This window comes from Palleronia sp. LCG004, from assembly GCF_032931615.1.
Lineage (GTDB): Bacteria > Pseudomonadota > Alphaproteobacteria > Rhodobacterales > Rhodobacteraceae > Palleronia.
This window is the reverse complement of sequence record NZ_CP136759.1, coordinates 2,596,110-2,609,213: the sequence shown is the minus strand read 5'-3', so window position 1 is coordinate 2,609,213 and position 13,104 is coordinate 2,596,110. Positions and strand designations below refer to the sequence as shown.

General features: G+C 64.7%; 12 protein-coding genes. 4 read left to right on the top strand and 8 right to left on the bottom strand.

Features of this window, described 5'->3' with window-relative positions; all coding sequences use genetic code 11:
• Positions 1-13 precede the first annotated feature (13 nt).
• Both RVY76_RS12760 and RVY76_RS12755 read left to right on the top strand, forming a co-directional pair.
• Positions 14-1,291, top strand: coding sequence for a sensor domain-containing diguanylate cyclase (locus RVY76_RS12760; protein WP_317374479.1), 1,278 nt, complete (start codon positions 14-16; stop codon positions 1,289-1,291).
• Entirely contained in the window at positions 1,288-2,445 is a 1,158-nt protein-coding gene (locus RVY76_RS12755; RefSeq protein WP_317374477.1) for an AMP-binding protein, read from the top strand. Before RVY76_RS12760 ends, RVY76_RS12755 begins: the two co-directional genes overlap by 4 nt.
• A 41-nt stretch (positions 2,446-2,486) precedes the next feature.
• Here RVY76_RS12755 and RVY76_RS12750 read toward each other — a convergent pair whose 3' ends face one another.
• The 6 genes from RVY76_RS12750 to RVY76_RS12725 all read right to left on the bottom strand — a co-directional run bounded on the left by RVY76_RS12750 (position 2,487) and on the right by RVY76_RS12725 (position 8,870).
• Complete coding sequence (locus tag RVY76_RS12750) at positions 2,487-3,575, bottom strand: sn-glycerol-3-phosphate ABC transporter ATP-binding protein UgpC (protein WP_317374476.1); 1,089 nt, start codon at positions 3,573-3,575, stop codon at positions 2,487-2,489.
• Positions 3,576-3,605: 30 nt separating this feature from the next.
• Positions 3,606-4,676, bottom strand: a complete 1,071-nt coding sequence (locus RVY76_RS12745) for a Gfo/Idh/MocA family oxidoreductase (RefSeq protein ID WP_317374475.1) — start codon at positions 4,674-4,676, stop codon at positions 3,606-3,608.
• Entirely contained in the window at positions 4,673-5,668 is a 996-nt protein-coding gene (locus RVY76_RS12740) for a Gfo/Idh/MocA family oxidoreductase (RefSeq protein ID WP_317374473.1), read from the bottom strand. Before RVY76_RS12740 ends, RVY76_RS12745 begins: the two co-directional genes overlap by 4 nt.
• 9 nt (positions 5,669-5,677) lie before the next feature.
• Positions 5,678-6,550, bottom strand: coding sequence for a carbohydrate ABC transporter permease (locus RVY76_RS12735; RefSeq protein WP_317374472.1), 873 nt, complete (start codon positions 6,548-6,550; stop codon positions 5,678-5,680).
• The gene (locus RVY76_RS12730; RefSeq protein WP_317374471.1) at positions 6,543-7,508 is read right to left on the bottom strand and encodes a sugar ABC transporter permease; all 966 of its coding nucleotides are present in this window, start codon (positions 7,506-7,508) and stop codon (positions 6,543-6,545) included. The genes RVY76_RS12735 and RVY76_RS12730 overlap by 8 nt, the downstream gene beginning before the upstream one ends.
• 84 nt (positions 7,509-7,592) lie before the next feature.
• Positions 7,593-8,870, bottom strand: a complete 1,278-nt coding sequence (locus RVY76_RS12725; RefSeq protein WP_317374470.1) for an ABC transporter substrate-binding protein — start codon at positions 8,868-8,870, stop codon at positions 7,593-7,595.
• A 221-nt stretch (positions 8,871-9,091) separates the two neighbouring features.
• Between RVY76_RS12725 and RVY76_RS12720 the strand changes: the two genes are divergently transcribed.
• Entirely contained in the window at positions 9,092-10,369 is a 1,278-nt protein-coding gene (locus tag RVY76_RS12720; RefSeq protein WP_317374469.1) for a Gfo/Idh/MocA family oxidoreductase, read from the top strand.
• Between the two features lie 355 nt (positions 10,370-10,724).
• The gene (locus tag RVY76_RS12715; protein ID WP_317374467.1) at positions 10,725-11,147 is read left to right on the top strand and encodes a VOC family protein; all 423 of its coding nucleotides are present in this window, start codon (positions 10,725-10,727) and stop codon (positions 11,145-11,147) included.
• On the opposite strand, the gene RVY76_RS12710 is transcribed toward RVY76_RS12715, so the two are convergent.
• Both RVY76_RS12710 and RVY76_RS12705 read right to left on the bottom strand, forming a co-directional pair.
• On the bottom strand, positions 11,054-12,199 hold the full coding sequence (locus RVY76_RS12710) for a transposase (protein WP_317374466.1): 1,146 nt from the start codon (positions 12,197-12,199) through the stop codon (positions 11,054-11,056). The genes RVY76_RS12715 and RVY76_RS12710 overlap by 94 nt on opposite strands.
• A 260-nt stretch (positions 12,200-12,459) precedes the next feature.
• Positions 12,460-13,101, bottom strand: a complete 642-nt coding sequence (locus tag RVY76_RS12705) for a TetR/AcrR family transcriptional regulator (protein WP_317374465.1) — start codon at positions 13,099-13,101, stop codon at positions 12,460-12,462.
• Positions 13,102-13,104: the final 3 nt, after the last annotated feature.

Here is a 13,104-nt window from a genome sequence, read left to right as displayed (position 1 = left end):
GGAGTCCGAACCGATGGCGACCGACGAGAAGCTTCTGCAATTCCTCTATGCCTGTCCCGTCGGGCTGATCGAGTTCGACGGCGCGGGCGAGATCTCGATGATCAACCCGCATGCCATGCAGCACCTCATGCCGCTTGCGGGTGCGGCCGCATGCGTGAACTTTTTCGCGGCGATGGAGAATTTTGCCCCCGAATTGCGCAGCATCGCCGGAAACTTTCCGGGCAGCCACGGCACCATCCGGGACCATCACCGCATCTTCGTGGACCTCGCGGAAAGGCGCAGGAAGGGGCGTCCGCAGGTCCTGTCGTGCTCTCTCGTCAAGCTCGGGCCCGACCGCTTCATGGCCACGCTCGGGGATATCACAGACGAGGTGACGCGCGAACATCGCCTGCGCCAGGCCGATACGTGGTTCTCCGCGCTGATCGACGGGATCAACGATTTCGGGGTCGTCGTCGTCTCGGGCGACCTGACCGTCATCTCGGCCAACGCGTCCTTCCTGCGGCAGAGCCGGCGCGGCTTCGACACCGTGATCGGCCATTCCGTCAAGGACATTCTCGTGCATTCCGGCGAGAACGAGCCCGGTGCCGAAAGCGTCGAGGATCAGTTCGGCGTCGCCGCCCGCGATGGCTGGCACCTTCACGAGGGGTGGGAGCAGCGCGCAGACGGGGAACGCTACTGGTGCCAGCGGCTGATCGTGGTGCGCGACGACGACGAAACCCCGCAGGACACGACATTCTCGATGGTGATGAGGGACGTTCCGCCGCGCGAGACGGATTCCGGCGATCTCATCACGATGCTCACCCGCGACGATCTGACGGGCGCATCGAACCGCATGTATTTCCACAAGACGCTTCGCCGCGAAAAGCTTCGTTGGCAGAACCGCCGGGAGCCGCTCTCGCTCGTCATGCTCGACCTCGATCATTTCAAGGCGGTCAACGACAGCTACGGTCATCCGGGCGGCGATGCGGTCCTTTGCGCGGTGGCGCGAACCGGACTGGCCATGAAGCCTGCCAATGCGGTTTTCGCGCGGCTCGGCGGTGAGGAATTCGCGCTGCTGCTGCCCGGTCAGGGAATCGACGGGGCGATGCGGATCGCCTCTGCCCTGCGCGAGGCGATCGCCCGCACGCCGGTCGAGACCACCCGGGGCGAGATCCGCGTGACCGCCAGCATGGGCTGTGCCGAGCTCGACGAAGTCGATGGATCGACCGACGATCTAATCGAACTTGCCGACGCCCGCCTCTATCAAGCCAAGCGGAGCGGTCGTAACCGCGTTCTCGCGGCGGTATCATGACGACAGGGACGATGCCCCGCGCCGCATTCCGGCGCGTCGTCGCCGGGCTTGTCGAAGCCGAGATCACGCGCCAGCGCGGCGCGCCGCAGAAGGGCGCGCTCGACCGTTCCGGCCTCGAACTCGACTCGCTGGAACGACTCGGCGTCGTGGCGAGCCTGCACGAAACGTTCGATCTGCCCGCCGAGACCTTCGCGACAGCGTATCCCGACACGCTCGACGATTGGGTCGATGCGGTCGAGATGCGTGCGCCCTCGCGGCTCTTCGTGCGGACATCCGGATCGACCGGCGCGCCGCAACGACATGGTCACGATATCGCCGATCTGCTGGTCGAGGCGCAGCATTTCGCAGGTCAGGTGGCGCGATGCCGTAGGGTTGTCGCCATGGTGCCGGTCACGCACCTTTACGGGATCGTCTGGACGGCCCTTTTGCCTGCTTTGCTGGACGTGCCGGTCGTCGAAGGGGCCGGCGGCGTGTTGCCTGCGCTGCTGCCGCATGACCTGATCGTCGCGGTCCCCGATCAATGGGCCGCGCTGTCCCGCCTCGGGCGGGACTGGCCGTCGGGCGTCACCGGTGTCTCGTCCGGCGGACCGTTGCCGGAGGCTCAGGCCTATGCGGCGCTCGACGCGGGTGTGTCGCGCATGATCGAGGTCTACGGTGCGACCGAGACGAGCGGCATCGCCACGCGCCAGAACCCGAGCGAGGCCTACGACCTCCTCCCGCATTGGGGCGTCGCAAAGGGGAACGGCACGCCTTGCCTTCTGTCTAGGCACGGACGGCAGGTGGATTTTCCCGACCGCGTGGCCTTTGCGGGGGACAGGCGCTTTCGCCCCGTCGGACGCCGCGACGGTGCCGTGCAGGTGGGTGGGCGGAACGTCTATCCGCAGCGTGTCGCGGCCCTTCTGCAAAGCCTGCCGAAGGTGAAGGACGCGTCCGTGCGCCTGGGCACCAACGGGCGGCTCAAGGCCTTCGTCGCGATCGATCGGACAGATGACCCGGTGAAGATCGAGGCGGAACTTCGCGGTATCTTTCGTGCGCGTCTCACGCCGGCGGAGCGTCCGATGCGACTGACCTTCGGCACCGCATTGCCGCGCAACGCGATGGGTAAGGAGGCCGACTGGGCCGAGGAGCGATCGGACGACGCGCATATCGCCTGACCGTTCGGCTGCCATGCCCAAGTTCGGGGCATGGCCCGCCGTCAGTCCGGCCGGCGGATCGTCCGACCGGACGTGTCGAAGACATGCACGTCATCGGGCCGGAACCACGCATCGACCTGCCCCTCGACCTTCATCTGGCCGTTCTGCGCGATGATGAGCCGCTGATCGCCCGAGGTCCGCCCGTAGATCAGCGTCTGACCCCCCAGATTTTCCTGAAGCTCGGTCGTGATCGGGCCGAGTACCTCGTAGCCCGGCCGCTCGTCGATGCGCAGATGTTCGGGGCGCAGGCCGATCTCGACCTTGTCGCCCTCTCCCAGCCCGTCCATCCGGCGCGGCACCTCGATCGCGCGTCCATCGAGATCGAAGACCGTTCGCTCGCCCGTCGACTTCACGGTGGCGTCGAAGAAATTCATGTGGGGCGAGCCGATGAAGCCCGCCACGAAACGGTTCGCCGGCCTGTTGTAGAGGTCGAGCGGCGAGCCTGCCTGCATGATGTGGCCGTCCTTCAGCACCACGATCTTGTCGGCCATCGTCATCGCCTCGACCTGGTCGTGCGTGACGTAGATCATCGTGTTGCCGAGTCGCTTGTGCAGTTGCGAGATCTCGACCCGCATCTGCACGCGCAATTCCGCGTCGAGATTCGAGAGCGGCTCGTCGAAGAGGAAGATCCGGGGCTCTCGCACGATGGCCCGGCCGATCGCGACGCGCTGTCGCTGACCGCCCGAAAGCTGCTTGGGTTTGCGGTCGAGCAGATGGCCGATCTGGAGGATTCCGGCCGCGTGTTCCACGCGCCGCGCGATGTCGGCCTTGGGTTGGCCGATCGTCTCGAGCCCGAAGGCCAGGTTCTTGTAGACGCTCATATGCGGATAGAGCGCGTAGGACTGGAACACCATGGCGATGCCGCGTTCGGACGCGTCGACCTGGTTCACGCGCTTGTCGGCGATCAACAGATCCCCGCCCGAGATCGTCTCGAGTCCCGCGATCATCCGCAGGAGCGTGGACTTGCCGCAGCCCGACGGCCCGACGAAGACGACGAACTCGCCCGGCTCGATTTCGAGATCGATGCCGTGGATCACCTCCACCGAACCGAACTTCTTGACGAAGTTCCTCAGCTCAATCTTCGTGGACATGAATCCTCCTTCTGTCCTCTGGGCGACGGGTCACTCTGCCGCGGCAAGCCAACCGGCGCGTGCGGGATCGTCCTGGGCCAGCGGCAGCGCCACTTCGGATCGCGTCGCGGCCGAGCGGTAGAATGCGGTCAGGAACGCGATCGCGTCGCGGGCATCGCCGACCCCCACGGGTGGCGGCGCGCCTGCCTCGAGTGCCTCGTGGAATGCGGTCATCTGCCCGGCGAACCGCTCGGGAACCTCGGCGCATTCGGCGGCGATTTCATCGCAGCGGGCCTGCAGATCGGGGTCGCGCGCTGTGATGGTCCAGGGGCCGCGACCGACGGCATAGGGCGCGCGCGTGGTCTCGAAGCTCACATGCTCGAACGCCATGAAGAGGCGCGAGAATTCGTCCTGGCTGGCCGTGCAGGCGCTGATCGACCCCATGGCACCCGAGGCGAATGCCACGCTGGCCGAGGCGGTATCCTCCGTCTCGATGGCGTGCACCCGCGTCGCCATTCGACCGAACACGCCCGAAACCGGACCCATCAGCCAGCACATCATGTCGTGGATGTGGATCGCGTGGGTCGTCATCGTGCCGCCGAGTTCGGCCTTCAGCGTGCCGCGCCAGGGATTATCGAAATAGGCTGCGTCGCGGAACCAGTGCGTCTCGGCCGTGGCGACCAGCGGCTTTCCGGCGATCCCCTCGTCGATGATGCGCCGCGCGGCCATCGCCCCCGATCCGAAACGATACTGGAAGACCGGCATGAGCACACCGCGGGCCTCCTCTTCGGCGCGTTCGAGTTCGCCGACCTCGTCGAGCGAGGCCGCGAGCGGCTTTTCGCAGATCGCATGCTTTCCGGCGGCCAGCACGGCCTTCACCTGGGCCACGTGCAGGGCAGGGGGCGTGCAGATATCCACGATGTCGATGTCGTCACGCGCGATCACAGCGTCGAAATCGTCCGACGCCTCGCATCCATAAGTTTCGGCCACGCTCTCACGGCGCTCGCGGTCGAGATCGCAGACCACAGCAAGCTCGAACTTGCCCGGTAGGCTCGCCCAGGCCTCCTCGATATGGCCGCGCCCGACGCCGAGCCCGATCACGGCAACCCTGTATGTCTTCATCGTGCGTCTCCCTGGGCAAGATCCTGTGCCTTGAGGCCCGCTTCCATGATGTGGAACGACAGCGCCTGCGCGACGGCCGTTTCGGTGCCGTCGCGTGCATCGGCGAGGACGCGCGCGGTGAAATCCGAGACGTCGTCGCAGGGCACCCGGCGCGGGCCGTCCGAATCGGTCAGGATCACGTGCGGGCCCACGCCTTCACCTGCCGGGTCCACGTATTTCCTGAGCTCGATCACGCCCTCGGTTCCCGTCAGGATGATGCGGCCGTCGCCCCAGGCGGGCATGCCATCGGGCGTGAACCAGTCGACCCGCGCATATCCCTGCGCCGACCCCGCGGCGAGAACCATGTCGCCCATATCCTGAAAGTCGGGGACCTTACCTTGCCGCGCGATGCGGGCATGGACGATCTCGACCTCCGTCTCTCCGGTGAAGGCCAGGAACTGCGCGATCTGATGCGCCCCGATATCGACGAGGATGCTGCCGTTTCGATCGGGATCGAAGAACCAGTCGGGCCGCTTGGAAGGCTCGCCCATCCGGTGCGGGCCGGTGCCGAAATAATGGATCACCCGACCAATCGCGCCTTCCCGAACGAGGCGCAATGCCGTCTGGGAGGCTGCGTTGCTCTCGAGTTCGGAGTGATGGACGCGAACGCGCCGCCCGGTCGCCTCGTGTGCCGCGCGCAGCTCGGCGAGCCCCGCGTGCGAGACGACCCCCGGCTTGTCGAGAAGCACGTCCTTGCCGGCCTCCATCGCGCGGCGCGACAGCCCGGCCCGTTCGGACGGGATCGCCGCCGAGGTGACGAGCACGATGTCCGGATCGTTCAGAAGCTCCGCCTCGCTCCGCCGCGCGGCATCGGGATGGGCCGCCAGGAATTCCGCGGCCTGGTCCTCGTCCTCCGTGGCGAACCCTGCAAGCCGCCCGCCCGCCGCGAGGAGTTCCGCGACCTGGCCGTAGATGTGGTTGTGATCGAGGCCGATGGCCGCGAAATCGGTCATGGAGGGCTCCTATTTCATACCCGTCGTGGCGATGCCGTCGATGAGCAGGCGCTGGAAGAAGATGAAGAGCAGGAAGACCGGCACCAGCGACAGGATCGACATCGCGAACAGTCCCGACCAGTTCGACTGACCCGTCGCGTCGATGAAGCTGCGCAGGCCGAGCTGGACGGTGTAGTCCTCCATGCTGTTGAGATAGATCAGCGGCCCGAAGAAATCGTCCCATGTCCAGAGGAACGAGAAGATCGCAGCGGTGGCGAGAACTGGCAGCGACAGCGGCAGGATCACCTTCCAGTAGATGCGGAATGGCGAACACCCGTCCATCCGCGCCGCCTCGTCGAGCTCCTTGGGAATGCCGCGGAAGAACTGAACCATCAGGAAGATGAAGAACGCGTCCGTCGCCATGAACTTCGGCACGACGAGCGGCAGGATCGTGTCGACCCATCCGAGGTTCAGGAACAGCACGTACTGGGGAATGAGTGTGACGTGATAGGGCAGCATCAGCGTGCCCAGCATCAGCGCGAACCAGAAGTTCTTCCACGGGAAGTTCAGGCGCGCGAAGGCGAAGGCCGCGAGCGAGCAGGCGGCGACATTGCCGATGACCGACAGGACCGCGATGACCATGCTGTTGACGAAGAACTGTCCGAAGCTCACCCGGAGGCCGAACCAGCCCTCGGGATAGGATTGAAGTTGCACCTGGCTCGGGATGAGGGAGGTCGATCCGAAGATCTCTCCGGACGGCCTGAGCGAGGCCGACAGCATCCACAGGATCGGGTAGAGCATCGCGAAGGAGAACGCGGCGAGCAGGACATGCGTCAGGATCGACCGCCAGATCGGTCGCTCGCGCGGCTCTTCGTGGGCTTCGGCGGCACGGATGTCAGTCATCGTAATGCACCCAGTAACGCGCGCTCAGAAAGCTGAAGGCCGTGAAGAGCGCAATGATGACGAGCAGGATCCAAGCGAGCGCCGCGGCATATCCCATGCGGAAATAGCCGAATGCCTCCTGATAGAGGTAGAGGGTGTAGAAGAGCGTCGAGTTGACCGGCCCCCCTGTCCCGCCCGAGATGATGAAGGCCGAGGTGAACGCCTTGAAGGCGTCGATCGTCTGCACGACCGCGTTGAAGAACACGACCGGTGTCAGCATCGGCAGCGTGATCCGCCAGAATTGCCGCGACTTCGACGCCCCGTCCATCCGCGCCGCTTCGTAGATGTCGGCGGGGATCTGGCGCAGACCGGCGAGGAAGATGATCATCGGCGATCCGAACTGCCAGACCGCAAGGATGACGAGCGTGTAGAGCGCCGTGTCGGGGTTCGAGATCCAGCTCGGACCCTGGATGCCGAAGCCCAGCAGAAGGTTGTTGATGAGGCCGTCGCCCGCAAAGAGCTGCCGCCACAGGACCGCGATCGCGACGGAGGTCCCGAGCAGCGAGGGCAGGTAGAAGATCGCGCGATAGACCGTCAATCCGCGCAGACCGCGGTTCAGCAGCATCGCGACCCCGAGCGCCACGGCGAGCTTGAGCGGCACCGACAGCAGCACGAAGGTCAGCGTGACGCGCACCGAATCCTGGAATTTCGGATCGTTCGTCGCGATCCGCATGTAATTGTCGAGACCCGCCCAGCGGGGCACGTTGATGAGGTCGTAATCCGTGAAGCTCAGATACAGCGAATAAAGCGCCGGACCCGCCGTCAGGATGAGGAATCCAGCGAGCCAGGGAAACAGGAACACGTAGGCCGCGCCGGAGGATCCCAGCGCGCGTGTGAGCCGCGCGCGCCGGCCGTTGGCCACTACAAGCGGTACGGCCGCCGCGCCGGCATAGGCGGGTGGTTCGGAATTGGACGACATCGACACCTCCTGGGAGATCCGGAACGGCGTTGCGGGCGGCGTCGCGGGCATGGCTGGTCCACACCCGCGACACAGGGGCCCCGATCAGCGCGAGAGGATGCTCTCGGCCTGCGAGACGAGCCGTTCGGCCCCTTCTTCGGGGGTGAGCTGTCCGAAGGCCACCTGCTGGCCGATCTGGATCATCATCTGATCGATCTCACCCGCGCCCTGCGGCGGCGGGGGCGGCAGCGGTCCCGCATAGGGGTCGAGCCCCTCGATGTATTCGAGCTGTGCGAGGCCGTCCTCGTCGAGCTCGGGGCGGATCGCGTCGCGCACGTCCGACGAGATCGGAACGCCGCGCTCGACGTCGAGCACCTTGCCCGCTTCGGTGTCGGTGATGAAGAAGTTCACGAAATCGAGCGACAGTTCGGGGAATTCGGTCGAAGCCGCGACCGAAAGCAGCTGCGACGGCTTGAAGAAATGCCCCTCGCTGGTGCTGTCCTCGACGAGCGGGAAGACCCGCATGACGATCTCGTCCTCGTTGAGCTGCGAAAACCCGACGAGCTGGTTTGAATTGGCGAAGCCCATCGCGGCATTGCCGAGCGTGACCATATGCGTCTCGATGGAGCGTTGGTCGAGCGCCTGGACATCGGGCGGCGGCGTCGCGCCGCTGTCGCGCATGTCGGCCCAGAACTGGTACCATTCGGTCATGTCCTGGACGTCGAAGGCGAGCTCTCCCTCCTCGGTGTAGAGTTCCTTGCCGCGCTGGCGCAGCCAGTTGTGCAGCGACGGCTCATAGCCCGAGCTGTCCTCGACGCCGTACTCGATCCGGTCGGACTTCTCGGCGACCTCGATCGCGATGTCCTTGATCTCCTGCCAGCTCACGCCGTTCTCGGGAACGGGAATGCCCGCCTCCTCGAAGATGGTGGCGTTGACCATCATCGCGACCGAGTTGACGCCGAGATTGACGCCCCAGAGCTGTCCGTCGGACATCCCGCTTTCGAGGTCGGCCTCGGTCACGCCGGGCAATGTCAGGATCTCGTCGCGATAGGGCATCATGTCGAGCAACGCGCCGCGGCCCGCATATTCGAACATGTAGCGGTAATCCTGCTGGATCACGTCGGGCGCGTTGCGACCGGCGACCTGCGTGGCGAGGCGGGTCCAGTAATCGGCCCAGCCGACCGTCTCGCCCTGGATGGAGACGTCGGGATTGGCCTCCTGATACATGTCGATGACCGCAAAGGTCCGGTCGGCGCGTGGCTGCGACCCCCACCAGAGCATGCGGATATCACCGCTCTGCTGGGCGATCGCGGGCCCGGCGAGGAGCGCCGTCACGGCGACCCCAGCGAGCGCGGCGCTGCGTCCCTTTCCAAATCCAGACATTTCAATCCTCCCTGTTCTGTCAGCCCGGGTACTCCCCGGATCCTCCCGGATACGGCCCCCGACCGGGCGGTGGGCAGCTCCCTGGTGGAATCGTTAGCAAGGTCGTTTTCACCGGGCAAGGAAATATTACCATATGGTAGGATATTAGTTGTATCCCGCGTGGCGAAACGCTTATCCTCCTCTCGAAATTCCATGCGCACGAGAATTCGGGAGGAGCCACGATGAGTGCAGACGACAGGTCCGCGCCGGCCGAACAGCCACGATCACGCTACGTCCTTGCAGGAACGGGCAATCGCGGAACGACCATGTGGGGGGGCGAGCTCCTCGCGGGGTGGAACGACCAAGTCGAGCTCGTGGGGATCTGCGATCTCAATGACATGCGCGCGGAACGGGCGCGGTCGATGATCCGGACGAATGCGCCGATCTGGCAGGATTTCGATGCCTGCCTTTCCGAGACGCGGCCCGATCTGGTCATCGTCTGCACGCCCGACGACACGCATGACGACCTGATCGTCGCGGCGCTCGAGGCGGGGTCTGACGTCATCACCGAAAAGCCGATGACGACCTCACCCGAGAAGATCGCCCGCATCCGTGCCGCGGAAAAGAGGACGGGCCGTCGCGTCGACGTGTCCTTCAACTATCGATTCTCGCCGACATCGTACCGCATCCGCGAGCTGATCGCATCGGGAGCCATCGGTACCGTCACCTCGGTCGATTTCCACTGGTATCTCGATACCGATCACGGGGCCGACTACTTCCGCCGCTGGCACGCGTTCCGCGAACATTCGGGATCGCTCTTTGTGCACAAGGCGACGCACCACTTCGATCTGCTGAACTGGTATCTCGACGCCGATCCGGTGGACGTCATGGCCTTCGGAGAGCTTCGCAACTACGGCCATAACGGTCCGTTCCGCTCGACCCGCTGCCACGGCTGCCCGCACGCGTCGGAATGCAACTACTACTTCGACATGGAAGCCGACGATTTCCTCTGGCCACTCTACGGCGATCCGGCCGAGATCGACGGTTATTTCCGCGATGCCTGCGTCTATCGCGAAGAGATCGACATCCCCGACACGATGTCCTCGACGATCCGCTATTCGAACGGCGCGATCGTGTCCTACTCGCTCAACACCTACATGCCGATCGAGGGGCACCACATCGCTTTCAACGGCACCCATGGCCGGATCGAGCTGCGCCAGTACGAACGCCAGCCCTGGGAAATCGACGCGGTGGACCGCATCCTGCTCACCCGCAACTTCGGCGGCGGTCACGAGGTGATCGAGGTGCCGCACGAGCCCGGGGGGCATTACGGTGGCGACAACCGGATGCGCGACACGATCTTCCGCCGGGGCGAGGATCCGCTGGGCCAGCGCGCGGGCAGCCGCGCGGGGGCGATGTCGGTTCTGACGGGGATCGCGGCCCTGAAAAGCGCCGACGAGGGCCGTCTCGTGACGATAGAGGAGATCTGTCCTCCCGATCTCGACCTCGGGGAGCGATGAGAAAGCATCTGTCTTGATCGCAAGCTCTGAAATGACGGAATGAACCTCACCGGATTTCCGATTATCGGAGGTCCGGTTAGGCATTGTTAAAAGTTTGAGTTGCCGTTCGTCCCGGCTGCGGCGAAGGACCGTTCAGAGCCCTTTTTGTCCAATGCTGCGCAGGCCTTGAATGTCCGGACCGGTTGCATCCAGCGCACGAGGGCGAGTAGTTTGTCGCCACCAGAAACAGGTTAGGTCGGTGCGGTTGGCCCGACCCCCGCAACGCGGGTCCTTTCGCGCATCGGCGCTTCGATTGTCGCGTCCCATGGTCCAACTGCCCGCGCATGTCGCGCAGGCGAGATGAAAGGACATGGACATGCAACAACAGATCTCAGTCGTGACCCTAGGCGTTTCCGATCTCGAGAGATCGAAGAGGTTCTACCGGGATGGCTTCGGCTGGACCCCGGTGTTCGAGAACGAGGAGATCGTCTTCTACCAGATGAACGGCTTCGTCTTCGGCACATGGCTGAAAGGCTCGCTCGAAGAGGACACAAGGGTTCGGGAGCTGCCTGCCTCGGGAGCGATGTCCCTTGCCCACAACGTCTCCGGGGAAGGAGAGGTGCAAGCCGTCATGAGTGCGCTCGTGGCCGCCGGCGCGACCGTTCTCCGCGAGGCCGACGCTCCGCCCCAAGGTGGCGTTCGGGGTTATGTGGCGGACCCCGATGGGCACATTTGGGAGATCGCGTGGAATCCAGCCTGGCCGATCAATGAAGAGGGCCACGTCGTCTTCGGTGTGTGATGTAACCCGGGTCTGGTCGGAAGAGCATCCACGAATTCGGCCAGACCCTTAATGCGAAAAGCGGCCGTCCAGCTCTTGATGGCGAACGTCCGGACCGTCCCGCTTAGCCGACGCTCCTGCGTGGCGCGGCGAATGTTCGGTCTGGGCGGCGTGGGCGTCCACACCCGGTTTTCCTGAAGCAGAGTGTCTGTCATCACGGTCAGCTTCCGCATGGTGGCCGTGATCGCGACCTTGAACGGTTTGCCGCCCTGTCGAAGCCGGCCGTAGAGTGACGCAAGATCACGGTTCCAGTGCATCGCGATTGTCGCCGCTCTGTAGAGAACGTTGCGCGCAACGATGCTTCCGGAGCGGATCATCTTGCTGCCCCGCAACTGGCCCAAATCCCGGTTGATCGGCGTCGATCCCGCAAGGGACGCGACCTCGGCTGCGTTGTCCGAGTCCAGTTCTTTCATCTCGACGAGAAGTGTGATCGCGGTGACGGGACCGATCCCCGGTACAGAGGTCGGGATCTCGAAGCGTCTTACAGTCGTCGGATCGGCCTGTACGAGGGGCAGAAGTATCTCAGCGAGTTCCTTGCCGTGTCGGTGGCACAGCTCGAACCTTTCCGTAATCTGCGCTATCACAATCCCCCAAGGACGCTTCGGAAAGTTGTTGCTCCAACGACATGCATGCTTCGATGATTTGACGGCGGGCACCCGTGAATTTAGCGATCTGCGCCATGAACTTGTGGGAGGTTTGCTTGTAACGAGCGGCATCGTCGGGCCGAACCCCGCCGAGGTTTCTGTGTCGATGTTGTTGGTCTTGGCAAGACGGCCGTGAGCGTCCGCGAAGCGCCGGGGTCGATAGGGATTGACGATCGCCACCAAAAGCGCGGCCTCATGCAGGTTGGCATGGGCGGCACGATGGTAGCGTCCCGTCGCCTCCATCACGACCGGCTCGGGCAAGATCGCCAGACATCTTTTCCGAAGCCGTCGGATTTCCGTGGGGTCGTTGTCGACGTGGAACCGCTCGCCGTTGGGATGCACGAACACATCCAGCCATCCCTTGCTCACATCGATACCGACCGACCGAGGAAGTCGGTCAAAAGCTTTCAGGGCGCGCCTTAACGTTTGATACGGGAGATCGTGGACTCCCCCTCATACGTTCAGGCCCAAAACCGAAGTCGGGGATCGCCCCGGCTTTCCCACGGCCCTGAAAGACCCAAGGGGCGACGGTCCGATCCCCGCCCCAGGTTTCCAAAAGCCAAGCCCCCTCGGGTAGACGGTCCGCGCGGGGCGGACGTCTCGTGGGAAAGATACAAGGGGAGCTCTTTTCAATCTGTTTTGATTGTGAGCCATGCGAGGAGCATATCGGATGCTTCTTCTGCGCGGCGTTCGATCCACGGGTCGTCGAGGGGGAGGTCGAAGACGACGCGGAGGGTGTGCATGTTGGAGATCGGGAAGTAGCACAGGGAGGCGACCGAGACGTAGAACTCGGCCGGGTCCACGTCGGGTCGGAAGACGCCCTGCTCGGCCCCCTGGGCGAGGATCCTCGTGAGGCGCTTGACGAGGACGGACTGGATCTCGGCCGCGTCGTGCATCCGGGCGACCGTCTGGCCGCCCATCAGGTTCTCGGAGTTGAGGATGCGGATGAACCACGGCTTGCGCCGGAAGTGGTCCATCGTGAAGCGCACCAGCTCGCGCACCGCCTCGCGCGGATCGTCGGGATCGAGCGCGAGCTGCTCCTCGCCGCGGCGGATCTGCACGTAGGCCTCGCGCAGCGCGGCGGCGTAGATCGCGTCCTTGTCGCCGAAGTAGTCGTAGATCATCGGCTTCGACACGCCCGCGCGCGCCGCGATGCGGTCCACCCGCGCGCCCGAATGCCCCATGCTCGAGAACTCCTCGAGCGCGGCCTGCAGGATCTCCTCGCGCGTGCGCTCGGCGTTGCGGCGGCGGCGGACCGGGGGCTTGGTCATGGC